This is a genomic window from Conchiformibius steedae, from assembly GCF_014054725.1.
Taxonomy (GTDB): Bacteria; Pseudomonadota; Gammaproteobacteria; order Burkholderiales; family Neisseriaceae; genus Conchiformibius; species Conchiformibius steedae.
Genome location: NZ_CP059563.1, coordinates 203,506 through 225,567, shown reverse-complemented (window position 1 = coordinate 225,567; position 22,062 = coordinate 203,506). Strand labels below are relative to the sequence as shown.

21 protein-coding genes and 1 pseudogene are annotated in these 22,062 nt (G+C 51.4%); 13 read left to right on the top strand and 9 right to left on the bottom strand.

Going from position 1 to position 22,062, the window contains the following annotated elements; genetic code table 11:
- Positions 1-859 precede the first annotated feature (859 nt).
- Positions 860-2,011, bottom strand: a pseudogene (lpxB, locus tag H3L98_RS10875) (lipid-A-disaccharide synthase); the annotation flags it as partial.
- Between the two features lie 323 nt (positions 2,012-2,334).
- On the opposite strand from lpxB, the gene H3L98_RS01470 reads away from it, so the two are divergent.
- The 3 genes from H3L98_RS01470 (at position 2,335) to H3L98_RS01460 (ending at position 4,092) form a co-directional block, all read left to right on the top strand.
- Complete coding sequence (locus tag H3L98_RS01470) at positions 2,335-2,733, top strand: YccF domain-containing protein (RefSeq protein ID WP_027022412.1); 399 nt, start codon at positions 2,335-2,337, stop codon at positions 2,731-2,733.
- Positions 2,734-3,168 carry a D-aminoacyl-tRNA deacylase gene (gene dtd, locus H3L98_RS01465; RefSeq protein ID WP_027022411.1) on the top strand — a complete coding sequence of 145 codons (435 nt, stop codon included), beginning with the start codon at positions 2,734-2,736 and terminating at the stop codon, positions 3,166-3,168.
- 204 nt (positions 3,169-3,372) lie between these two features.
- Positions 3,373-4,092, top strand: a complete 720-nt coding sequence (locus tag H3L98_RS01460) for a hypothetical protein (protein ID WP_027022410.1) — start codon at positions 3,373-3,375, stop codon at positions 4,090-4,092.
- A 66-nt stretch (positions 4,093-4,158) separates the two neighbouring features.
- Here H3L98_RS01460 and dprA read toward each other — a convergent pair whose 3' ends face one another.
- Complete coding sequence (dprA, locus tag H3L98_RS01455; protein ID WP_027022409.1) at positions 4,159-5,322, bottom strand: DNA-processing protein DprA; 1,164 nt, start codon at positions 5,320-5,322, stop codon at positions 4,159-4,161.
- Between the two features lie 706 nt (positions 5,323-6,028).
- Here dprA and rnhB point away from each other — a divergent pair.
- A complete protein-coding gene (gene rnhB / locus H3L98_RS01450) occupies positions 6,029-6,628 on the top strand; it encodes a ribonuclease HII (protein ID WP_156932321.1) in 600 nt (199 codons plus the stop codon).
- A complete protein-coding gene (locus H3L98_RS01445; RefSeq protein WP_027022407.1) occupies positions 6,625-7,251 on the top strand; it encodes an esterase/lipase family protein in 627 nt (208 codons plus the stop codon). The genes rnhB and H3L98_RS01445 overlap by 4 nt, the downstream gene beginning before the upstream one ends.
- Here H3L98_RS01445 and H3L98_RS01440 read toward each other — a convergent pair.
- The 3 genes from H3L98_RS01440 to H3L98_RS01430 form a co-directional block, all read right to left on the bottom strand.
- Positions 7,244-8,584: an ATP-binding protein gene (locus tag H3L98_RS01440; RefSeq protein WP_027022406.1), complete on the bottom strand. Its 1,341-nt coding sequence runs from the start codon at positions 8,582-8,584 to the stop codon at positions 7,244-7,246. The two genes, H3L98_RS01445 and H3L98_RS01440, sit on opposite strands and share 8 nt — an antisense overlap.
- A gap of 97 nt (positions 8,585-8,681) precedes the next feature.
- Positions 8,682-9,374 (bottom strand): response regulator, encoded by a 693-nt coding sequence (locus tag H3L98_RS01435; protein WP_027022405.1) that lies wholly within the window; start codon positions 9,372-9,374, stop codon positions 8,682-8,684.
- A gap of 77 nt (positions 9,375-9,451) precedes the next feature.
- Positions 9,452-9,976, bottom strand: a complete 525-nt coding sequence (locus tag H3L98_RS01430; RefSeq protein ID WP_027022404.1) for a PepSY domain-containing protein — start codon at positions 9,974-9,976, stop codon at positions 9,452-9,454.
- 135 nt (positions 9,977-10,111) lie between these two features.
- Between H3L98_RS01430 and H3L98_RS10980 the strand changes: the two genes are divergently transcribed.
- From H3L98_RS10980 to H3L98_RS01415, 4 genes are all read left to right on the top strand, one after another.
- A complete protein-coding gene (locus tag H3L98_RS10980; RefSeq protein ID WP_051532125.1) occupies positions 10,112-10,360 on the top strand; it encodes an ADP-ribosylglycohydrolase family protein in 249 nt (82 codons plus the stop codon).
- Positions 10,360-11,106: an ADP-ribosylglycohydrolase family protein gene (locus H3L98_RS01425; RefSeq protein ID WP_051532124.1), complete on the top strand. Its 747-nt coding sequence runs from the start codon at positions 10,360-10,362 to the stop codon at positions 11,104-11,106. Before H3L98_RS10980 ends, H3L98_RS01425 begins: the two co-directional genes overlap by 1 nt.
- A gap of 115 nt (positions 11,107-11,221) precedes the next feature.
- On the top strand, positions 11,222-12,025 hold the full coding sequence (locus tag H3L98_RS01420; protein ID WP_027022403.1) for a DUF4198 domain-containing protein: 804 nt from the start codon (positions 11,222-11,224) through the stop codon (positions 12,023-12,025).
- Between the two features lie 79 nt (positions 12,026-12,104).
- Positions 12,105-12,632: a TIGR00645 family protein gene (locus H3L98_RS01415; protein ID WP_027022402.1), complete on the top strand. Its 528-nt coding sequence runs from the start codon at positions 12,105-12,107 to the stop codon at positions 12,630-12,632.
- Between the two features lie 53 nt (positions 12,633-12,685).
- On the opposite strand, the gene H3L98_RS01410 is transcribed toward H3L98_RS01415, so the two are convergent.
- Positions 12,686-13,345 (bottom strand): hypothetical protein, encoded by a 660-nt coding sequence (locus H3L98_RS01410; RefSeq protein WP_124795757.1) that lies wholly within the window; start codon positions 13,343-13,345, stop codon positions 12,686-12,688.
- A 192-nt stretch (positions 13,346-13,537) separates the two neighbouring features.
- On the opposite strand from H3L98_RS01410, the gene fdx reads away from it, so the two are divergent.
- Positions 13,538-13,876 (top strand): ISC system 2Fe-2S type ferredoxin, encoded by a 339-nt coding sequence (gene fdx / locus H3L98_RS01405; RefSeq protein ID WP_027021964.1) that lies wholly within the window; start codon positions 13,538-13,540, stop codon positions 13,874-13,876.
- Positions 13,877-13,970: 94 nt separating this feature from the next.
- On the top strand, positions 13,971-14,960 hold the full coding sequence (locus H3L98_RS01400; RefSeq protein ID WP_027021965.1) for a S49 family peptidase: 990 nt from the start codon (positions 13,971-13,973) through the stop codon (positions 14,958-14,960).
- 360 nt (positions 14,961-15,320) lie between these two features.
- On the opposite strand, the gene H3L98_RS01395 is transcribed toward H3L98_RS01400, so the two are convergent.
- The 3 genes from H3L98_RS01395 to H3L98_RS01385 form a co-directional block, all read right to left on the bottom strand.
- Positions 15,321-16,919: a peptide chain release factor 3 gene (locus H3L98_RS01395; protein WP_027021966.1), complete on the bottom strand. Its 1,599-nt coding sequence runs from the start codon at positions 16,917-16,919 to the stop codon at positions 15,321-15,323.
- A 63-nt stretch (positions 16,920-16,982) separates the two neighbouring features.
- Positions 16,983-17,771, bottom strand: a complete 789-nt coding sequence (locus H3L98_RS01390) for an RnfABCDGE type electron transport complex subunit B (RefSeq protein ID WP_027021967.1) — start codon at positions 17,769-17,771, stop codon at positions 16,983-16,985.
- A 71-nt stretch (positions 17,772-17,842) separates the two neighbouring features.
- Entirely contained in the window at positions 17,843-19,006 is a 1,164-nt protein-coding gene (locus tag H3L98_RS01385) for an extracellular solute-binding protein (RefSeq protein WP_027021968.1), read from the bottom strand.
- 130 nt (positions 19,007-19,136) lie between these two features.
- Between H3L98_RS01385 and H3L98_RS01380 the strand changes: the two genes are divergently transcribed.
- The gene (locus H3L98_RS01380; RefSeq protein ID WP_027021969.1) at positions 19,137-19,799 is read left to right on the top strand and encodes an HAD family hydrolase; all 663 of its coding nucleotides are present in this window, start codon (positions 19,137-19,139) and stop codon (positions 19,797-19,799) included.
- A 150-nt stretch (positions 19,800-19,949) separates the two neighbouring features.
- The gene (locus H3L98_RS01375) at positions 19,950-21,836 is read left to right on the top strand and encodes a monovalent cation:proton antiporter-2 (CPA2) family protein (protein ID WP_027021970.1); all 1,887 of its coding nucleotides are present in this window, start codon (positions 19,950-19,952) and stop codon (positions 21,834-21,836) included.
- Positions 21,837-22,062 lie beyond the last annotated feature (226 nt).

Below are 22,062 nucleotides of genomic sequence, written 5' to 3'. Positions count from 1 at the left end.
CCGCTTCGGCTTCGGCGCGTGCCTGTGCTTCGGCAAGGGCGCGGGCTTCTTCTTCGGCACGGCGTGCCTCTTCGGCTGCACGGGCTTCTTCTTCTGCCTGCTGGCGGGCAAGTTGGTCGCTGATGCCGTTTGGCACATAGGCAGACATGCTGATGCGGCTGAGGTGGTGCAGCAGCCCGATATTGTGGGCGGGTGCAGCCGGGGTTTCAGGTGCTGTGTCAGCTGCTTCTGGGGAGGCAACAGGGGCTTCTTCCTGCACGGTTGCGGCTATAGCAGCTGTGCTGTGGCTTTCTGCTTCCACCGTGGCAGTTTCGGCAGATTGGACCTGCTGCTGGTATTTGGTAAAGATGTTATGGGTTTTGCGCCCGCCCAAAATATTAGACTGCGGCAGCACGATTTGGTTGTCGGGTGTGCCTTGTACGTCTTCGCTTTCCAATACGCGGCGGACGGGCTCGGCGGTTTGTGCGGGGGCAGCTTCGGCAGATGGGTTTTCTGCGGCAGTGCTGTCGGAAGCAAAAATCACTTCAGGTTCTGCACTGGCTACGGTTTCGTCATCGTGGCTGCGGCTGCCAAACAAGCGTGCCAACAGGGATTTTTTCGGTGCAGCAGGTGTGTCTTCTGTGGTTTGGACAGGCGTGGTTTCGGCGGCTGCGCTCACAGCAGGGGACACGGGTGCTGGGGTAACAGGCGCAGCTTCGGTTGGCGCAGGTGTAGTGGGTGCGCTTGCCGCAGGTTGTGCTGCTGTGGGTTGGGTGGCAGGTGCGCTTTGCGGTGCGGCTTCGGCTACAGGGGCTGCGGGTTCGGGTTCTAAAACCAGCGGTTCGGCAGGTTCAACCACAGGCGGGGGCAGGGCAACGCCTGCTTCGCTTAATACGGCATAGGCGGTCAGTTCGTCGGTGTTGCGCTGTAGGGCGCGGTGCAGCTTGGCAAACACTTGTTCCAATTCGGCGGCGCGGACAGGGTGGTAATACCAATCCAGTACGGCAGCGGCGAGTTTTTCGGGGGTGGCTTCTTTTTGAATCAGTTCGGGCACCACTTCGCGCCCCAGCAGAATATTGGGCAAGCCAACGTGGGGAATGGTGATTTTATGGCGCACCAGCATATAGGTCAGCGGGGAAATTTTGTAGCTGATAACCATCGGGCGTTTGCACAATGCCACTTCCAGCGTGGCGGTACCGCTGGCAACCAGCACCACATCGGCAGCGGTACACGCCAATTCGGTTTTGGCGGCCTGCATGCGGATGGGTAGGTGGCGGAATTCGTCTTGCTCTAAAAATTTGTTCAACGCTTCGCGAACAGGTGCGCTGGGGTAGGGCAGCAAAAACACCGATTGGGGCAGTTCGCGGTAAATCAGTGCGGCGGCGCGTAAAAACACGGGTGCCATATATTGGATTTCGCTGACACGGCTGCCCGGCATAATGGCGAATACGGGCGCAGTAACGTCTAATTTCAGGCGTTCGCGGGTTAAGACTTTGCTGTTTTCCATCGGCAGCATTTGCGCCAATGGGTGTCCGACAAATTCGGCTTTGCCGCCTGCTGCTTCATACAGCGGCGGTTCCATCGGAAACAGACACAAAATGCGGTCCACCTGTTTCACGATTTTATTGATGCGTTTGGCTTTCCACGCCCACACCGAAGGGCTAACGTAGTGTATGGTGGGAATGCCTACGGCTTTGAGTTTGGCGGCAACAGGCAGGTTAAAATCAGGCGAATCAATGCCGATAAACACATGCGGGCAGATTTTTTTTAGATTTTTAATCAGGTCGTGACGGATTTTCCAGATTTGGTACAGATTGCCCACAATTTCAAAATAACCGCGCACCGACAGCGGGTCTTGTTCGTGCAGGCTGTACAGTCCCGCCGCCTGCATACGCGGACCGCCTATGCCGTAAAAACGGCTGCGCGGATAGCGTTTGCGTAAGGCTTCAATCAAGTGTGCGCCCAGCAGGTCGCCAGAGGCTTCCCCGGCGCAGATGGCGATGGTAAGGTCTTTGTTGTTGGTAGAATGCATATCGGTCTGATTCTCAAATATCGTGCGGCGGTGCGGCAAATACGCAACATTGCTACCGCCACAGCGAGACTGCCGCGTGTGAAACCGTTTGCGCCGCAGCCTGTGTGATTTTTTGGATAAAAAACGGAATTGTACAAAAATTTTGCCGTCTGATAAACGTAAAAATGCGATTTCGCCCCGAGTTTTTTTACGCCCGCGCACGGGTTTTGACGATTCTTTACACCCCGCGGGCTTGTTTTGACCGCAAAGCGGCGGCATATTGATTCACAAAGCCACTGCCCAAGGCAGTAGGCTGTGATAACTTGGAAAGGAAGGAAAACCCCATGCGTACTGTATTAAATATCTTGTGGCTGGTGTTCGGCGGTTTGGTGTCGGCACTGATGTGGTGGTTGGCGGGCGCACTGATGGCAGTGAGCATTATCGGCTTGCCGTGGGCGCGGGCGTGTTTTGTGATTGGCAAATTTTCGCTGTGGCCGTTCGGGCGCGACGCCGTATCACGCAATTTGGTTACGGGTCAGGAAGACATCGGCACAGGCACTTTAGGCTTGCTGGGTAATATTATTTGGTTTGCCGTGGCAGGTGTATGGCTGGCGATTGCCCATTTAACCGCCGCTTTGGCGTGTTTTGTCAGCATTATCGGCATACCGTTTGGTTTGCAATACTGGAAACTGGCGATGCTGGCGATTGCGCCCATTGGTAAAACCATTATTCCGGTACGCTAAATGATTGCCCTGATTCAGCGCGTGCGCCATGCACGGGTAGAAAGTGGTGGCGAAACCTTGGGCAGCATCGGTGCGGGACTGCTGGTGTTGCTGGGTGTGGAAGCGCAAGACGAGCGCAGCCATGCCGACTGTTTATTACACAAAGTTTTGCATTACCGCGTGTTTACCGATGAAAACGGCAAAATGAACCTGAACCTGCTACAAAGCGGCGGCAGTTTGCTGGTGGTGTCGCAGTTTACTTTGGCGGCAGATACAGCAAAAGGCTTGCGCCCCAGCTTTTCCAGCGCAGCCGCGCCGCAGCAGGCGCAAGATTTATATGATTATTTCTGTCAAACCGCTGCCGCAGCCGTCCCCACCGCAACAGGACGTTTTGGCGCAGACATGCAAGTGTCGCTGCAAAATGACGGACCCGTAACATTCTGGTTGCAAACATAAAAAATCATAGCGATACCTAAACCCCATGGTGATTTTCATGCTAATCACCATGGGGTTTTTATTGTGTAATCAGAAATTGTCTTGTCATGTGACTATGCGGATAGTCTGGATATCCTGCTTTCAAGAAAACCGCTTATTGCTTTGTGGTTTTGATTATAATCCATTATGGTATAAATGTATTTTTCAGTTTTATAGGAGAGGGCTATGTCTAATTATGCTTGGTTGTGTGATTACACCAGTTGTTCTATTGATACTTATGGGATATGGATACAAACAGATGATTATGATGGGTCTGAAAACTTTTTTCTTGAGAAAAAGGAAAGGCTTAATCAATTAAGTGATGTGGAACAAAAGAAGTTGAACGAGTTACATAAATCTATTTATCAATTTATGAAATCTTGGCATGAAAGGGTGTTTATAAAAAATTTACCAGTAAAATTATTTAAAAAGCCTGAACTTGATATAGATTACAGTAATATGCCAAAGGAAAATGAAACCTTATTTAAAATAACTGATGGCTATTTGGTCATCAATAAGCAATTTTACAATATTATTTCTCAATTTAATTTAGGCAACACCCATTTTAGCCAAGTCTATATTTACGATATAGAAACCAAAGAGCAGCTTTCCGATATTCCTTATTATTTTCTGAATATTGCAGAAACTCGTGAGTTTTTAGATTCCGATAAAAGCAAAGGCATTAAAGCCAGTGATTATACGCCACATAAGCCCTTAAGATTCATTTGGGCTACAAAAGACGATGATATTATTTTGTCTTGTGCAGATGGAGAATTAGCTGTGGATGTGTGGAGTGAAAGATATTTACATGAATCTTTATTTTTTTCTGATAGATTGGCTCAAGCCTTATTTGAAGCAGGATTTACGCAAAAAGAATTGGGTTTAATTCGTTGTGTGATGGATTAATTGAATCAGTAGCTTGGGTAAGGGATTGGCTTTTCCCCAAGCTACGCCGTTGCTGTATGGTGGCGATTAGCGGATGCGTTGATAACGTCCACCAGAGAGCGCTGCCAATAGACCTTCTAATTCCCATTCCAATAATTGTGCATGAATATCGGCGGCGGGTAGGCGCAATTGTTCGGCTAGGGTGTCGGGGTGGAAAGGGTCGTAACCTACGGCGGCAAGCCAAGGATGTTGGGGGTCGGGTGTGTCTGTGTGAGACTCGGTGGGCGTGGGGATAAGGGTCAAGGTTTCTTTCTGCTGGCGTGGCAGTTGGCAGATTGCTTGAATGGGGCGCGGCAGCGCTTTTCCGCCGAGTGCTGTGCATTCTTGCAAAATATCATCAAGATTTTCCACTAATTTTGCGCCGTCTTTAATCAGCTTGTGGCAACCTTTGCTGTGCGGGTTGTCAATTGAACCCGGAACCGCCATTACGTCTCGTCCCATTTCTGCCGCCAAACGTGCGGTAATCAATGAACCGCTTTCTAAAGCAGCTTCCACCACCAAGGTGGCTACGCCCAATGCAGCGATAATGCGGTTGCGGCGCGGAAAATTCCCTGCTAAAGGTTTTGTTCCCAAAGGAAATTCTGAAACAATCAAACCTTGCTCGGCGATTTGGTGCGCCAAATTGCGGTGTGCGGGGGGATAGACGCGGTCAATGCCTGTTCCCCACACGGCAATCGTGCTGCCGCTGCCTTGCAACGCGCCCTGATGCGCCGCTGCATCAATGCCCGAAGCCATGCCTGAAATTACGGTAATCCCTTGTTCGCTTAATGCTTGAGCGAAATCCCGTGCAATCCGTGCAGCCTGTGGCGTGCAATGACGGCTGCCGACTATCGCTACCGCTGCCCGTCCCAATAAATCGGCATTGCCGCGCAAAAACAACAAAGGCGGCGGGGTCATGCCTTCGCCCAACAGCGGCGGATAATCGGCATCGCCCAGCAGCAGCAAACGGCAAGCTGCTTGTTGTTCCCACTGTAAAGCGTCATCGGCGGCGGCGCGTGCTTCATCGGCGCGGGTGTGCCAAGCGGCGGCGGCGCGTTTGCCATAACGGGCGATTTGCGCCACCTGCGCCGCAGGCGCAGCCAAAGCCGCTGCTGCCGAACCGTAATGTTTGAGCAGGCGCAAAAAACTTTCCGCGCCGATATGGGGCGTAAGTGCCAACTGAAGCCAAGCATGGCGTTCCGATTCGTTCATCAAGTTTCCTTTTTGGTTTGAAGCCCTGTCGTTTACGGCGGTAAAATGCGCTTTTGTTCGGGTAGGGCGTAACAACATCTTCCGAATCAGGGCAATACATGGGGCTGTGCTTTATGTGTTGCCCTGTGTGTTGAAACATTATGGGGAAAGGGGAAGGGAATGCAGATGTGCCATTATAGCGGCAAATGCGGTTTCGCTTGGATTGGGGAAAGTTTTGTCAAATATTTTGTGGGGTATGGGGCGCGGGTGTAGTATTTTTGCTATTTGTTTGTTGGTATGGTTTTGCTGAAAAATAATGGGCTTAACAGAGTTATCCACAGGCTGGAAATAAGGGTTTTGCTTGTGTTTGTGCCTGATTGGGACAAAAACGCAAACTTTGCAATCAGGCAAAACTAATATTGCCTATTTTTTAAGCAATTAAGCAAAGCAATTGAAAGTTTGGCTAAAAAATGGGGTTTGTGGGTGAGTTATCCACAATTTCTGTGGATAACTTTTTACCATACGGCAAAAAGCTGTATAACACCTGCCTATTTTTTAAGCAATTAAGCAAGGTAATTGAAAAAACGGGTAAAAAATGGCATTTGGGGGCAAGTTATCCACAATTTCTGTGGATAGCTTTTTACCATTTTGCGCGTGGGCTGTGGATAAGTTTCTATGAATGGGGCTTTGCGCTACAATCGCGGCATTTTTGCATAAAGGATGTGCGATGGCAGCGGTATTGGAAATGGCGGCGGCAGCAGATGCGGGCGTGGACGAGGCGGGACGGGGGTGTTTGGCGGGTTCGGTGTTTGCGGCGGCAGTGGTGTTGCCTGTGGGTTTTGATTGTGTGGGTTTGGCGGATTCTAAAACCTTGAGCGAAAAACGGCGTGATGCGTTGGCATTACGGATTCGGGCGGAAGCGCGTTGGTGTGTGGCATCGGCTTCGGCGGCGGAAATTGATGAGTTGAATATTTTGCAGGCAACGATGTTGGCGATGCGCCGTGCGGTGTGCGGTTTGTTGGTTGTGCCTGACAAGGTGTGGGTAGACGGTAACCGTGTGCCGTCTGATTTGCCTTGTGCGGCGGAAGCGGTGGTAAAAGGCGATGGGAAACTGGCGCAGATTGCAGCGGCTTCTATTTTGGCGAAAACGGCGCGTGATGCGGAAATGTATGCTTTGGCAAAACGTTTTCCGCAATATGGTTTTGAACGGCATAAGGGCTATGGTACGAAGGCGCATTTGGCGGCGTTGTATGAATTTGGGGCGTTGCCCGAACATCGGCGCAGTTTTGCGCCTGTGCGGGCGTGTTTGGCGGGGGAAAATGAATGAAAGTGGTGTTGTTGCACGGTTTGTTGATGAATGATTGGGTGATGCGGGTGTTGGGTAGCCGTTTGGAACAGCAGGGTTTTGAGCCTGTGTATTTCCGTTATGCGACTACCCGTGCCATGCCTAGGGAACACGCGCGGGCGTTGGCGGAACGTGTCCGCAGTCATGGGCTGGCGCCGTGTCATTTTGTGGCGCACAGCTTGGGGGGATTGGTGTTGCGGCATTTGGCGGCGATTGCGCCCGATTTGATACAGGGCAGGGTGGTTACGCTGGGTACGCCGCACGGTGGCAGTGCCACGGCTGCGGCGGTGCGCCGTTATTGTCCCGTGTTGGTGGGAAAGGCGTGGGATTGGGGTTTGGATGGGCGTTTGCCTGAAACTGTGCCTGCGGCTTGGGGCAATGTGGCGGGAACGAAAGGCGTGGGCGTGGGAAGATTATTGGGAGCGTTGGCTGCACCGAATGACGGTATGGTGGCGTTGGCGGAAACGGCATTGGCGGGCAGTTTGCCTTTGCAAGTGCCATGTAGTCATACGGGTTTGCTGCTGGATGCGGAAGTGGCGGCGCAAACGGGGTATTTTTTGCGTTATGGAAAGTGGAATACGGAAGCCTATCACCGCGTTAAATAGGCAAACGCACTGACACCAGCAAACCGCTGTCAAAATGGGTGCTGTCTGCAAGGGTGATGCTGCCGCCGTAGTTGTCGGCAATGCTGCGAGCAATTGCCAAACCCAAGCCAGAACCTTGTTCGTCCGAACCCAAAATGCGGTAAAAAGGGTCAAACACGCGCTGGTGTTCGGCGGGGGGAATGCCTTTGCCGTTGTCTTCCACACAAATCAGCAGGTGGTCGGGGTGGGCGTGTACGCTTAAATCTATGCGGCTGCCTGCGGGGGTGTAGCGTACGGCGTTGTCGGTTAGGGTTTTGACCAAAAGGTAAATATCGGTTTCGTTGGCGTGAATGTGGGCGGAGCGGTCGGACACCACGCCCAAATCGTGCTGTTTTTGCTCGGCAAGCGGAAACAGGTCTTCAATCACGCGCCCGAATACGGCGTGAATATCCACACGGCTGCGCGGGGTGGCGGCGGGGTTTTGAATCCGTGCCAACGACAGCAGTTGTTCCAGCAAATCGCGGCTGCGGCGGATGCCTGTAATCAGCATTTCGCTTTGACGGCGGGCAGCTTCGGGCAGTTCTTGCTGGTTTAAACGCTCGGCTTGCAGCGACAGTGCGGTCATGGGGCTGCGTAATTCGTGGGCGGCATCGGCGATAAAGCGTTTCTGCTGTTGGACAAAACGGTCGGTTTGCGCCAACAGCCCGTTGATGGCTAATACAAATTGTTTGGCTTCGCGGGGAATGCCCTGTGTGGACAAAGGCGTAAGGTCTTGCGGGGAACGCTGTCCGACTTTTTCCGCCAAATGCACAATCGGGCGCATGGTGCGCCGCACAATCACAAAAGTCAGCAGCGACAGCACGGGCAGCAACACCAGCAGGGGCAGAAAACCTGTCCATGCGGCGCGTTCGGCGAGTTCTTCGCGGTATTCGTTTTCCTGCATCACCACAATATGCCCGTGCGCGGTGGGGCGCACATAGGCGCGGTACAAATCGCCCGTGTGTTTCAGGTCGTCAAACAGTTTGAGACCGCTGCTGCCTTCGTGGGGGGTAAATTGTCCGTCGTCTTTGCTGAAGGTGTAAAAGCCGTGCGGGGCATGGGCAGGCAGATGAACGGGGCTGTTGTCTTTGCCGTTTAACACATACACGGCAATGCGGGCATCGTTGTCGCTGTTTTGGCGCGGAGCAGACGGATAGGCAGGGGCAATATAGGCGGAAATCTGCCGCAACAAATCATCTTGCAGCTTGTGGGTTTCGCGGTAGGTGTCTAAAAAGGCAATGCCGCCGCCCGCCAAACCTGTGAGCGTGCAGACCAAAATAAACGCCAGCGTTAAACGCAAACGGATGGAATTCATCAAAAAATCCTTTTCGGTTTGAAACTCTGCCGTTTACGGCTTTTATTCAGGCGGGGCGTCACTCCGTCCGAATCAGGGCAACACATAGGGCTGTGCTTTATGTGTTGCCCTGTGTGTTGAAACATGATGTTTTATTTACCAGCCAGCCCACGCCACGCACGTTTTTAATCAAATCTTTACCGATTTTCTTCCGCAAGCCGTGAATGAGAAAGTCAATGGCGTTGCTTTCCACTTCTTCGCCCCAGCCATACACTTTGTCTTCCAAATCGGCACGGGAATGTATCGTACCGGGGCGGGCGAGCAGGGCATTGAGCAGGGCAAATTCGCGTTTGCTTAAACCTATCATCTGCGCGTGTCCGACAATTTCGGCTTGGCAGGTGTCGGGGTGAAGGGTGATGATGCCGTTACTGGGCTTGAGCGCGGCTTGTCCGTTGTGGCGGCGCAAAACGGCGCGGATGCGGGCTTTGAGTTCGTCCATATCAAAGGGCTTGACGATGTAGTCGTCTGCGCCGCCGTCCAAGCCTGCAATGCGGCTGTCAATATCGTCGCGGGCGGTGAGAATCAGCACGGGGGTAAGGTTTTGCTGACGGCGCAGGTATTGCAGCACGTTTAAACCGTCTTGTCCGGGTAAACCCAAATCCAGCAGCAGCAAATCATAGCTTTGAGCGGAAAGCGCAGTAGCGGCGGTGTTGCCGTTATTCACCCAATCAACGGTGTAATGGCTGTCGCGCAGGTGGGCGCACAGGGCTTCGGCAATCATGCGGTCGTCTTCGGCAAGTAAAATACGCATGGCGAAAATCGGCAGGGAAAAAGGGCATTGTAAACGAAAACCGCACGGTAAGCCGTGCGGTAAGAGCTGTTTGGGTTTTAGTCGTCCAAATCAATATGTGAAGACAGTACCGCGCCGCTGTTGGCATCAATCACGGTTTGATGTTCCTGACCGTTTGCCAGCGTATCTACCCGATAATGTGCGTTACCGTATTTGGCTTTTAATTCGGCATCTTTGGCTTTACCGCCTGTTTTTTGTACGGCAGCGGTAATCGCTTGTTGCAAAGATACTTTTACTTCGGGCAACATGGCATCGTCGTCATCGTGGTCCATTTTGCTGCGGACAACCTGTCCGCTTTTGGCATCTACGCGCACTTCGTGGGTGTCGTTGCCGCGTACCACATCTACATCGTAATAGCTGCGGTTTAATTTGTGTTCAAAATCCACTTTAATGGCGCGACCACCGATTTTATCGGCTGCGGTTTTCACGGCTTGCGCGGCGGAAACGGGTGCGTGTTGCAAAGCGGCGTGTTTGGCGGGGGAGTAATCGGCATAAGCCAAACCGCCTGTTGCCAAGGCAAGGGTGGTGAAAGCGGCGGTCAGGATTTTTTGTGTGGTGTTCATGGTTTCATTCCAAATAGTGATTGATGGGATAAGCGGCATGATACAGGCGCAAAATTAGCGCAGAATTAGGTGGGGAAAGTTTTGAGATGTGTTAAGATAAATCACTAAATTTTTGGATAATTAAGGGATAAAAGAATGAATCTGCAACAGGCTTTATACGGTGCGTTATTGGGTGGTGCGGTAGGCGATGCCTACGCGCTGCCGTATGAAGGTTTGCCGCCGCGCCGCGCCGCGAAATTTTTACGTTTGCGCCGTTACGCGCTGCTGCCTTGGGCTGGCGGCATGGTGTCGGACGATACCGAACACGCGGTGATAACGGTTCAAGCCTATATTGCTTCGGCAGGCGAACCCCAAGCCTTCCGCCGCAGCCTGCGCCGCCTTTGATGCTGTGGCTGGCAATGTTGCCCGTAGGCATCGGCATGGCAACCTTAAAAAGCATTGTGAAAATGTATTTCGGCGTGCGCCGTTCGGGGACGTTTTCGGCAGGCAACGGCGCAGCCATGCGGACAGCGGTATTGGGCGTGTTGTGCGAATCGCCCGAACAGTTGGCGCAACTGTGCCGCATCAGCAGCGAACTGACCCACACCGACCCCAAAGCCATACAGGGCGCGTATGCGCTGGCGTTGCTGGCATGGGCGGAATACCGCTTGCCCGAACAGTCTGCCGAACAGATAAGCGAATGGGTGTGCAGCCGTTTGGACGATGATGAACTATGCCAGCGCATCCGCGACTACCGTCCCGACCCCAAACGCGGTAACAGCGGTTATGTCTATCAAACCGTTCCCGCCGTGTTTGCAGCGTGGCGGCAATACCGTAACCAGCCTTTAGACGGCATGGACGCGCTGATTCGTCAAGGCGGCGACACCGACACCGTGTGCGCCCTGTTTGGCGGCGCAGCAGGCGTGCGCCACGGTCAGGCATTGTTTGACGGCGTGGGCGGATATTGGTGCGAACCCGTCTTGTCGCCCACATTTTTGGCGCGTTTGGCAGCACAGGCAGCCGAAGTACAGCACAGCGGCAAAGCGCAAACGCCCCTGCGTTTTGGCGGTGCGCTCACGCTGATACGCAATCTGCTGTTGATTCTCGTGGTGCTGCTGCATGGCTTGCGCCGTTTGTTGCCGCCGTATTAAACCTTGTTTTCAGCTATTTAGACCAAACGGCTTGCCAAGTTAAATGTTATGGCATAACATTTCAGCTTTTTTAACCGCCGTTTACGGCGGGGCTTCAAACCCAGAAGGAATATTGATGAAACGCATCGTTTCCGCCGCACTGCTGTGCGCCCTGTTTACTTCCGCCCATGCCCACCGCGTGTGGGTGTCCACCGACCACACCCACGGCGGCGAAATCCTCAAAGCCGAATTGGGCTACGGCGAATTTCCCGAATTTGAACGCATTGCCGACGACCGTTTGCATATTTTCCGCAAACCCATGCAACTGATTACCGAGCAAGGCAAACAAGACCTTGTCCGCAAAGGATTACACAACTACCAATACCAAAGCGCCGCCCCCGTTAAAGACGGCAGCTATTTGGTAACTGCCGAATACCAGCCCACCTATTGGTCTAAAAACGCCGACGGCTGGAAACAGCAAAACATGACCCAAATGACCGATGCCACCTACTGCGAACAAACCCGCATGTACGGCAAAAATATTGTCAATGTCGGACACGAAAGCGCAGGTAAAACCGTGATTACCCGTCCTGTTGGACAAGTGCTGGAAATTGTGCCTTTAGACAATCCCGCCAATATCCATGTGGGCGAACGCTTTAAAGTCAAAGTTTTGTTTAACGGCGAACCCCTGCCCAAAGCCACCGTTACCGCCACCTTTGACGGCTTTGATACCAGAGACCGCAGCAAAACCCACAAAACCGAAGCCCAAGCCTTTTCCGATACCACAGGCGACGACGGCACAGTAGAGATTATTCCCCTGCGTCAAGGCTTTTGGAAAGCCATGGTGGAACACAAAACCGATTATCCCGACCAAAAAGTCTGCCAAAAATTAGCCGCCTACACCACGCTTACCTTCCAAATCGGACACAGCCACCACTAAACCCCATTATGCCGAAAAGCCCGCACCAGCGGGCTTTTGCGTTAAAATAACGCCTATTTTTGTTACACGGAAAACCAAAATGTCTGCGCCTGCGAAACACACCCACACCCAATTAAGCAAACTGATTTTTTTCAGCCGTTGGCTGCAACTGCCGATTTATCTCGGACTGATTGTGGTGCAAGGCATTTATTCGTATAAATTTCTCAAATCGCTGTGGTATTTGATGACCAATTTAAGCACCATGGACGAAAACGCCATTATGCTGACCGTATTGAGTTTGATTGACGTGGTGATGATTGCCAACTTATTGATTATGGTATTGATTGGCGGTTATGAAATTTTCGTATCGCGCCTGCATGTGGACGACCACCCCGACCAACCCGAATGGCTTAGCCATGTAAATGCTTCGGTGCTAAAAGTTAAACTGTCGATGGCGATTATCAGCATTTCGTCTATCCACCTGCTGCAAACCTTTATTAACGCAGGCAATCTGCCCGAAAGCCAAATTAAGTGGCAACTGCTGCTGCATTTGGGCTTTTTGGTATCGGCGGTAACGATGGCGTGGACGGATAAGATTGTATACAGCACCACGCATAAGGCGCATTAAGGGCAAGATAGCAGCACGATAACCTTGAATAATGGGATTAAAGCTTGTCGTGCTTACTGTTTATTGGGTAAAGGTTGCCATAAATAAACTCCTAATGTGTTGTAAAAGTGTTGGTCAATATAATCCAAAATAGGGAAGATATAGCTTGGATGATTAAAGTGAATACGTACACTTATATTGTAGGGGAGGGGAGATGCTATTTTTGTAGTACTACAGTTAAAATCCCCCCCTCTATCACAAGCAAACAAAAAACTGGGAAAATTAGTTCTTTTTGAAAGATTTGTGTTAATATTGGGCAAGTAAAAATAGTTATATACCGTCTTACTTTCCAAACACACTAATCCTTGTACATTATTCTCCTTGCAGGGTTTATCTGAAAATTTAGAAGTATAATAGTTAATTACTTCTTCTTTACTGGTAAAAGTGTCTAAAATCCTTTGATGTCGTGCTTCTATTTTATGGATATAAAATTTTCCGTGAATACCATCGGGTATGGTTTGCTTACCTAATGTTTTTCTGATTTCATCTGAATTCAAATAACCCCAATCTACCTTATTGGCTCGCCTATATCTTGAATAAGCATCTTGATTTTTTTCATCTCTGTAGTCATACACCACAGGGGCAGGGTACTGGGCTTGATTTTCTTGCTTTTCTGTGCATGCCAATAAATATAGTGAAAGAGTAGCAAGATATAGCAATTTAACGGTTTTCATGATGGTTTTTCCTGTTGGTTGGGTGTGATTGTCGTACCTAGGGCTTTGGTAAAATTTTAGCCTAAAAACAGGCTGGGTTGGCTGATTGATAAAAGCCACTAATGTTTATGATAATGACCCAACCTAACATTTTCACCACTCTTGCAGTACAATACCGCCCTTTCACACACTGGAATGATTGAGAAAATAATTATGCCTAAAATTACCGTTTTACCGCACGCCGAATTTTGCCCCGAAGGCAAAGTGATTGAAAATGCTGCTTCAGGCAGCACCGTGTGCGATGTATTGCTGGAAAACGATATTGATATTGACCACGCTTGCGAAAAATCCTGTGCCTGCACCACCTGCCATGTGATTATCCGTCAGGGTTTTGACAGCTTAACCGAACCGACTGAATTGGAAGAAGACCTGCTTGACCAAGCATGGGGTTTGGAAGCGGATTCGCGTTTGAGCTGTCAGGCAGTGGTGGCAGATGCGGATTTGGTGGTGGAAATCCCCAAATACACCATTAACCACGCCCGCGAACACTAAACCAAAGCATTCGGGCAGTTGGCAGAGATAGATGCCAAACTGCCTGAATTTTTTTATATAATACTGTGTGTTTACCGTTTAAAAAGGAAAAATGATGACTTACCGTATCCGCCGCAGTGGCGATGGCGAATCCCCCGCACCTTCAGGCGAAAGTTGGGAACGCGATACCCTGCGTGATGTGTTGTTGGAAGCCTACCGCGAACAGCGTCGCGCCCGTATTTGGAAAATGGTGTGGCGTGGGGTGGGGGTGCTGGTGTTTTTAAGCGTGGCTGCTGCCGCTTTAAACGGCGGTAATGAAAAAATCAATCCCGCCACGCATGATGACCATACCGCTGTGATTGATTTGGTGGGCGAAATCGGCGGCGACGAATACACCGACCATGTTGCCATTTTGCGCGAAGGCATGGAAGCGGCTTATGAAAACGAGAATGTCAAAGGCATTATTATCCGCGCCAACAGCCCTGGTGGTTCGCCTGTGGTGTCCAATACTGCTTTTGAAGAGGTGCGCCGTTTGAAAAACGAACACAAAGACATTCCCGTGTATGTGGTGGCGGAAGATTTGTGCGCTTCGGGTTGTTACTATATTGCGGCGGCGGCGGATAAAATTTATGCCGACCCGTCCAGCATTGTCGGCAGCATCGGCGTGGTGGGTAGCAGCTTTGATGCCACAGGGCTGATGGACAAACTGGGTATCAAACGCCGTGTGCGTACCGCAGGCAGCAATAAAGGCATGGGCGACCCCTTTAGTCCCGAAACCCCCGAACAAATCGCCATCTGGCAGCAAATGCTGACGCAAATTCACGGCGAATTTATTAAAGCAGTGCGTGCAGGTCGTGGCAACCGTTTGAAAGAAAAAGAACATCCTGATGTATTCAGCGGGCGCGTTTACACAGGCATTGAAGCGCAGAAAGTGGGTTTGACTGACGGCACGGGCAGCATTTACAGCGTGGCGCGTGATGTGGTGAAAGCCCCCGAACTGGTGGACTACACGCCCAAGCAGGACGATTTGGCACGTTTGCTCAGTCGCGGTTTGCGTGCCGAAGTGCGCCAGCAGGTATCGGCTTGGCTGGATAAAATGTGGTAAATCCCATCCCGCCGTGTGGCGGGATGGTTTTATTTTAGATGCGAGTAACAACTCGCCTTAATTTTACAATAAGTTGCAATAAACTATCTGAAAAATACATTTTCTTTACATAAAGTGGCGAATTTTCGCCTAAATGCCATTTGCCACTTGGCAAGGCAGGCAAAACCCGATACTATCGCTTACATATCACTACACAATAATAAACGTACCGGCTTTGCGGCTTTGCTTTTTACTCCTTTCGGGCAGGGCTGCAGAGGCAGATGAAAATCTGCGGGGTTTCCCAACCCCATGTTTGTGAAGCGTAAAATCTCTGATTTGAGGTATTTCAGGCAGCCTTTGGCTGCCTGCTTTTTTATGTCTTTATCCGTTTAAATTCGCCGAATGTTCGCGCGTTTCGTGGAAGACAATATCGGGCCAACGTTCCTGCGTTAAATTCAAATTGACGCGGTTGGGCGCGAGATACGCCAAATTTCCGCCTGCATCGGTGGACAAATTCGCCGCATTCGCCTTTTCAAATTCCGCCAATTTCTTTCTGTCGGCGCACGACACCCAACGCGCCGACCACACCGACACATTGTCAAACACCGCTTCCACGCCGTATTCCGCCGCCAAACGCGCCGTGACCACTTCAAACTGCAACACGCCCACCGCGCCCAAAATCAAATCCGCGCCCGAATGCGGTTTAAACACCTGCACCGCGCCTTCTTCGCCAAGCTGCTGCAAACCCTTTTGCAGTTGTTTAATTTTTAAAGGGTTTTTAATACGCACACTGCGGAACAATTCGGGCGCAAAAAACGGAATGCCCGTAAACGCCAAGGCTTCGCCTTCGGAAAAACTGTCGCCAATCTGAATGTTACCGTGATTGGGAATGCCGATAATATCGCCCGCATAGGCTTCTTCCACCAGCTCACGCGCATGCGACATAAACGTGACCACGCTGGACGCGGCGATGTCGCGGTTGATACGCAAGTGTTTGATTTTCATGCCACGTTCAAATTTGCCCGAACACACGCGCAAAAAGGCGATGCGGTCGCGGTGTTTCGGGTCCATATTGGCTTGAATTTTAAAGATAAAGCCTGAAAATTTGCTTTCGTCAGGCGATACGCTGCGCACGGTGGCATCACGCGGTTGCGGCGCAGGCGCCCAGTCAATCAGCGCGTTTAAAATTTCCTGCACGCCGAAATTGTTAATCGCCGAACCGAAAAACACGGGCGTCAGTTCGCCTGCCAAAAACTCTTGCAAATCAAACTCGTTGGAAGCGGCTTGCACCAGCTCGATTTCATCGCGCAACTGCTGCATTTCCAAGGGAAACAACTCGTCCAAACGCGGATTGTTAATGCCTTGAATCACTTCAAATTCATGCGGCAGTTTTTCGCCACCCGCATCAAACAGATACACTTCGTCGTTTAAAATATGGTAAACGCCTTTGAAGTTTTTGCCCATGCCGATGGGCCAAGTGACAGGCGCACAACGGATTTTTAAAATATTTTCCACTTCGTCCAGCAATTCCAAAGAATCACGCACTTCGCGGTCATATTTGTTCATAAAGGTAACGATGGGAGTGTGGCGCATGCGACAAACATTCAATAATTTAATGGTTTGTGCTTCCACGCCTTTGGCGGCGTCAATCACCATTAACGCGCTGTCCACCGCCGTTAAAACGCGGTAGGTGTCTTCGGAAAAGTCTTGGTGACCGGGGGTGTCCAGCAGATTGACGGTGTGTTCGCGGTAGTCAAACTGCATCACGGACGATGCCACGGAAATGCCGCGTTGCTGCTCGATTTCCATCCAGTCGGACGTGGCGAATTTGCCTGTTTTTTTGCCTTTTACCGTGCCTGCGCTTTGAATGGCACCTGAAAACAGCAGCAGTTTTTCGGTAAGGGTGGTTTTACCCGCGTCGGGGTGGGAAATAATGGCGAAGGTGCGGCGGCGGCGCACTTGGTCGGGAATGGCTGACATCTTGATTTATTTTGAAACAAAAAACGGATAATCATAACGTTGATTGGGGCGCGGGGCAATATTTCAGTCTGATGCTGCTTGGGCTTCCTGCTCGGCTTTGTGTTGGCGCAGCCATGCCAAGGCATCGGCTTTTTCTTGTGCGTTGCCGTATTGCACATCGCGCAGGGCGCGGCGGTAGGCGGCTTTGGCTTGGGCTTCTGCCAATTGGCGTTGGCGGAACTGCTCGCGGTTGGCGGCGGGACTGCTGTGCTGTTGGGCTTGGGCGCGTGCCATGGCTTGAGCAATCAGGGCAGCGGGATTGGCGGCTGCGGTTTGGCTGCGCTTTTGCTGTGTGGGTTGGGTGGGATTTTGACGGCGCGTTTGCTGCTGCTGATAACGGCTTTGCGCGTGTGCAGATGCTTGAAAACGTGCTTCGTTTTCGTGTTGTCCCAAAAAGCGGTTGCGCGGCAGGTGGGTGTCGTTTACGGCAACCATGCTGATGCAGTCCACAGGGCAGGACGGTACGCACAAACCGCAGCCCGTGCATTCGTCAGTTAAAACGGTGTGCATTTGCTTGGTTGCGCCCAAAATGGCATCCACAGGGCAAACGCGGATGCACGCCACGCAGCCGATGCAGACGTTTTCGTCTATCAGGGCAAGGGCAGGGGCTTGGGTTTTGGCGGGGGCGAGTGGCGGGCGTTGCAGCGTTCGGGCGAGGTCGTGCATCACGGTGTCGCCACCGGGGGCGCACAAATTAATGGGGGCTTCGCCTGATAACAGGGCTTGGGCATAGGGTTCGCAGCCTTGATAACCGCATTCGCGGCATTGGGTCTGCGGCAGCAGGCGGTTGAGGGTGTGTAGGGTGGGGCTCATATCCAATCCGATTGAAAAACAAAGCTGTCTGAACGGTATTCAGACAGCTTTTTTAGATTAAAAAAGGTTTATTATTTACCCATTTTCAGTTTTTGCCACAGCGCGGTGGTGGTTTTTTTGGCTTCGTCGCTCATTTGCGGCATCACAAAACCGTTTTTCATATCATCGGCAGTGGGGAAGATGGAACGGGTTTCCACCAGTTCTTTGGGCAGTTTTTCACGCGCAGGCAGGCTGGCGGGCGCAAAAGTCACTTCCAAAGCATTTTTGGCGGCGATTTCGGGGTCAAGCGTGTAGTTGATGTATTTGTGGGCGTTGGCAACGTTTTTCGCGTCTTTGGGAATCACCCACGATTCTACCCAAAAGCCCATGCCTTTGGGGGTCAGCACTTCAATACCGACATTGCTTTTCACTTCTTCCGAACGTTTTTTCGCCATGTTCAGGTCGCCGCCGTTACCTGCCACCAAGCAGAAATCGCCACGCGCCAGCGAATCGATGTAAGACGCGCTAAACTGTTTCACATCGGGACGGATGGCTTGCAAGACGTCTGCAGCGGCTTTCAAATCGTCGGGATTATCGCCTTTGGGGTCTTTGCCGATGTAGTTCAGCACAATGGGGAACATTTCGCTGGGGGTATCCCACAGGGCAACGCCGCATTGTTTCAGCTTGTTGGTGTATTCGGGTTTAAACAGCAAATCCCAGCCGTTTTCGGGCAGTTTGTCTTTGCCGCCTAGGGCTTCAATGCCTTTGGCGGTAATTGCCAAGGTGTTTGCGCCTGAAAAATACGGTACGGCGTATTCGTTACCGGGGTCGGCGCTTTCCAGCAGCTTCAGCAATTCGGGGTCGATGTTTTTGTAATTGGGAAGCAAATCTTTGTTGATTTTTTGATACGCGCCTGCTTTGATTTGGCGCGGTAAAAAGGCGATGCCCGGAACCGCCAAATCGTAACCCGATTTGCCAGTCAGCATTTTGGCTTCCAAGGCTTCGTTGTTTTCGTATAAATCGTAGGTCAGCTTCAAGTTGTTGGCTTTTTTGAAGTCTTCTACGGTGCTTTCGTCCACATAGTTGGACCAGTTGAAAATATTAAGGGTGTCGGTTTGCGGCAAATCGGCAGCAGGGGCGGCGGCGCTGCCTGATGCGGGCGCAGGCGCGGCTGCTTGGTTTTGGGTGTTATTTTGCTGACCGCCGCAGGCTGTCAGGGCAAACAGGACGAATGTCGCCAACAGATGTTTTTTCATTTGGGTTATCTTCTCTGGGTTATGGTGGAAAAAGGAAAGACGATTGTATCGGTAAAAATGGCATGGGGCAATCTTTTGTAAAGTTGTGTACGCTTCGGGTTACAATCCTGTTTTTTATTAGGACAAAAACATGGCATTGGAAGCGGTTTTTTTTGATTTGGACGGTACGCTTGCCGATACCGCGCCCGATTTGGTCGGCGCATTGGCAACGGTGTTGCAGCAGCACGGCATGCCTGCGCCCGAATACGCATTGGCACGCGCTTTGGCGGGGCATGGTTCGGTGGCGTTATTGGGTTTGGCAGGCATTGCGCCCGAACAATCCGATTTCAGCCTGTGGCAACAGGATTATTTAAGCGCCTATCGGCAACGCGCCCATCAGGACAGCCGTTTGTTTGATGGGGTAAACGCCTTATTGCAAGGCTTGGCAGCCAAAGGCTTGGCATGGGGCATCATCACCAACAAACCGCAGCGTTTTGCCGAAGATTTGCTGCCGAAGCTGGGTTTTGCCTGTGCGCCAGCAGCGGTGGTGTGCGGCGATACCTGTGCCGAAGCCAAACCCAGCGTTTTGCCTATGCACCACGCCTGCCGTTTGGCGGGGGTGGCTGCTGAAAACTGCCTGTATGTGGGCGATGCCGAGCGCGATATGCAGGCAGGACGTGCCGCAGGCATGCAAACCGTGTTGGCACGTTGGGGCTATATTCCCGCGCACGAACAGCCCGAACAATGGGATTGGGATTTTGCTGCCGATGCGCCTGTGGATATTCTATCCCTACCCTGTTTTATCGTTGATTAAAATCTTAACGATACGGCGTTGCCAACGCCCTGATGTACTCAATCGTACACGGCGGGCGTTGTCGCCTTGTCTCGTTTTTATTTTCATCAACGATGGCGACTAAATTCCGCTACAATCGCGCTTTTTTGATTCACACACGGGGGCAATCTGATGACCGATATTCTGCTTTACACCTGTATGTATCTGTTTTTTGCGGTAACGGCGGTGCTGGTGTCGCAGAAATTCGGACTCGGTTCGGTACTGGGTTATCTGACTGCGGGCATACTGATTGGTCCTGTGTTTGGTTTTGTGGGTGAAGAAACCGAAAAAATCCAACATATTGCCGAATTTGGCGTGGTGATGATGCTGTTTTTGGTGGGTTTGGAACTTGCCCCGCAAATGCTGTGGCAGATGCGCCATAAGCTGTTGGGTTTGGGCGGTTTGCAGGTGACACTGACGGTGGCGGCAATAGCGGGCATTGCGCTGTATTTTGGTTTGGACTGGCGCACGGGCGTGGCAATCGGCTGTATTTTGGCATTGTCGTCCACTGCCATTGTGTTGCAAACCTTTTCTGAAAAAAACCTGATGACCACCGCAGGCGGACAAGCGGGTTTTGCGGTGCTGCTGTTTCAGGATGTGGCGGCGATTCCGATGTTGGCATTGCTGCCTTTGTTAGCCGTTGCGCCCGTCTCTGACCCCGAAACGGCACACGGCACGGATATTTTGGCGCACCAAGCAGGTTGGGTGCAGGCATCGGTAAGCGTGGCGGCGATTGTGCTGATTGTGCTGACGGTGCGTTTTGCTGTGCCTGTGGTCTTCCGTTTTATCAGTAAAACCCGTTTGCGCGAAATGTTTACCATGTTTACGCTGGCATTGGTGGTGGGGATTGCCGCGCTGATGTCGCTGATTGGTTTGTCGCCTGCTTTGGGCGCGTTTATTGCGGGCGTGGCGTTGGCAAACAGCAGCTACCGTCACGAAATGGAAAGCAATTTAGAACCGTTTAAAGGTTTGTTATTGGGCTTGTTTTTTATTACCGTGGGCGCAGGCATGAATTTTGCCGTGTTGGGGCGCGAATTTTGGCTGATTGCGGGTTTAACCGTGGCAACATTGGCGGTTAAAGCCTTAATTTTATGGATTTTGGGAAAATTATTCCGTTTGCCTGCTTTGGGGGCGAAACTGTTTGCGCTCAGTTTGGCACAGGCAGGGGAATTTGGTTTTGTGCTGCTGTCTATCGCCAATCACAGTAAAGTTTTGAATGCACAATGGTTGGACAGAATTGCGTTGGTGGTGGCACTTTCTATGGTGCTAACCCCCTTATTGTTTATTTTTTATGAAAAAGTATTGGCAGCGCGTTATCACCGCCGTCATCAAAACCCCGCTTCCGAACGCGCCCACGATGAAATCCACGCCGCCAATCCCGTGATTTTGCTGGGACACGGACGTTTCGGGCATCAGTTTAACAGTCTGCTTAACAGCTGCGGTTTTGCCACCACCATTATTGACCATCAGGCAGAAACTGTGGAACAACTCACTACTTTGGGTATTAAAACTTATTACGGCGATGCCACGCGCCCCGAACTGCTGGCATCGGCAGGGCTGGATAGCGCGAAACTGTTGGCTGTATGTATCGGTAACCGTCAGCAGTCGGTGGAAGTGGTGGAATTTGTACGCCGCCATTATCCCAAGCTGCCGATTATTGCCCGCGCCCACAACCGCACCCATGCTTACGACCTGTATCATGCGGGCGCAAGCTGCATTATCCGCGAAACCTTTGATTCGGCGATGCGCGGCGGACAGATTGCCTTGGAAATTTTAGGCGTTGCCCCGCCCAAAGCCGCCGAACTGCGCCGTTTTTACCAGCAGCGCGATGTGTGGCAAATGGAAAAATCCGCCGAAATGTACGACCCTGATTTATCGTTTTTTGCCAATACCCGCATGATGGAAGCAGCCAAAAGCCACCATATTGAGACGGCTGCCATGCTGCAGGCACTGATGCGCGGCGAAAGTGTGGACTGGCAGCCCGACCCCAACGGTTGGGGGCGCAATTTGCGCGGCTGATATCCCTGCACGATTATTGCAAGCATTTCAACCCGTCCTGTCCTATAATGGCAATGTTATACAGGGTAATCCATACATTTAACAGGACTAAAATGCTTGGTTTTCCCAAAATTGACCGTATTGATACAGTACGCACCACTTTCATCTTTTCCATTATCCATAAGGAACAAACCCATGAGTAGCAACGGCATTTACGTTTGGGACGCCAAATACGGCATTCCGAAAA

Excerpts from the sequence above, each read along its gene's own strand:
- H3L98_RS01430 (WP_027022404.1), bottom strand. The coding sequence starts at position 9,976 with ATGAACACCACACAAAAAATCCTGACCGCCGCTTTCACCACCCTTGCC.
- H3L98_RS10980 (WP_051532125.1), top strand. The coding sequence starts at position 10,112 with ATGAATCTGCAACAGGCTTTATACGGTGCGTTATTGGGTGGTGCGGTA.
- dtd (WP_027022411.1), top strand. The coding sequence starts at position 2,734 with ATGATTGCCCTGATTCAGCGCGTGCGCCATGCACGGGTAGAAAGTGGT.
- H3L98_RS01445 (WP_027022407.1), top strand. The coding sequence starts at position 6,625 with ATGAAAGTGGTGTTGTTGCACGGTTTGTTGATGAATGATTGGGTGATG.
- fdx (WP_027021964.1), top strand. The coding sequence starts at position 13,538 with ATGCCTAAAATTACCGTTTTACCGCACGCCGAATTTTGCCCCGAAGGC.
- H3L98_RS01460 (WP_027022410.1), top strand. The coding sequence starts at position 3,373 with ATGTCTAATTATGCTTGGTTGTGTGATTACACCAGTTGTTCTATTGAT.
- H3L98_RS01395 (WP_027021966.1), bottom strand. The coding sequence starts at position 16,919 with ATGTCAGCCATTCCCGACCAAGTGCGCCGCCGCCGCACCTTCGCCATT.
- H3L98_RS01420 (WP_027022403.1), top strand. The coding sequence starts at position 11,222 with ATGAAACGCATCGTTTCCGCCGCACTGCTGTGCGCCCTGTTTACTTCC.
- H3L98_RS01435 (WP_027022405.1), bottom strand. The coding sequence starts at position 9,374 with ATGCGTATTTTACTTGCCGAAGACGACCGCATGATTGCCGAAGCCCTG.
- H3L98_RS01415 (WP_027022402.1), top strand. The coding sequence starts at position 12,105 with ATGTCTGCGCCTGCGAAACACACCCACACCCAATTAAGCAAACTGATT.
- H3L98_RS01390 (WP_027021967.1), bottom strand. The coding sequence starts at position 17,771 with ATGAGCCCCACCCTACACACCCTCAACCGCCTGCTGCCGCAGACCCAA.
- dprA (WP_027022409.1), bottom strand. The coding sequence starts at position 5,322 with ATGAACGAATCGGAACGCCATGCTTGGCTTCAGTTGGCACTTACGCCC.
- H3L98_RS01470 (WP_027022412.1), top strand. The coding sequence starts at position 2,335 with ATGCGTACTGTATTAAATATCTTGTGGCTGGTGTTCGGCGGTTTGGTG.
- H3L98_RS01410 (WP_124795757.1), bottom strand. The coding sequence starts at position 13,345 with ATGAAAACCGTTAAATTGCTATATCTTGCTACTCTTTCACTATATTTA.
- H3L98_RS01440 (WP_027022406.1), bottom strand. The coding sequence starts at position 8,584 with ATGAATTCCATCCGTTTGCGTTTAACGCTGGCGTTTATTTTGGTCTGC.
- rnhB (WP_156932321.1), top strand. The coding sequence starts at position 6,029 with ATGGCAGCGGTATTGGAAATGGCGGCGGCAGCAGATGCGGGCGTGGAC.
- H3L98_RS01380 (WP_027021969.1), top strand. The coding sequence starts at position 19,137 with ATGGCATTGGAAGCGGTTTTTTTTGATTTGGACGGTACGCTTGCCGAT.
- H3L98_RS01385 (WP_027021968.1), bottom strand. The coding sequence starts at position 19,006 with ATGAAAAAACATCTGTTGGCGACATTCGTCCTGTTTGCCCTGACAGCC.
- H3L98_RS01425 (WP_051532124.1), top strand. The coding sequence starts at position 10,360 with ATGCTGTGGCTGGCAATGTTGCCCGTAGGCATCGGCATGGCAACCTTA.
- H3L98_RS01375 (WP_027021970.1), top strand. The coding sequence starts at position 19,950 with ATGACCGATATTCTGCTTTACACCTGTATGTATCTGTTTTTTGCGGTA.
- H3L98_RS01400 (WP_027021965.1), top strand. The coding sequence starts at position 13,971 with ATGACTTACCGTATCCGCCGCAGTGGCGATGGCGAATCCCCCGCACCT.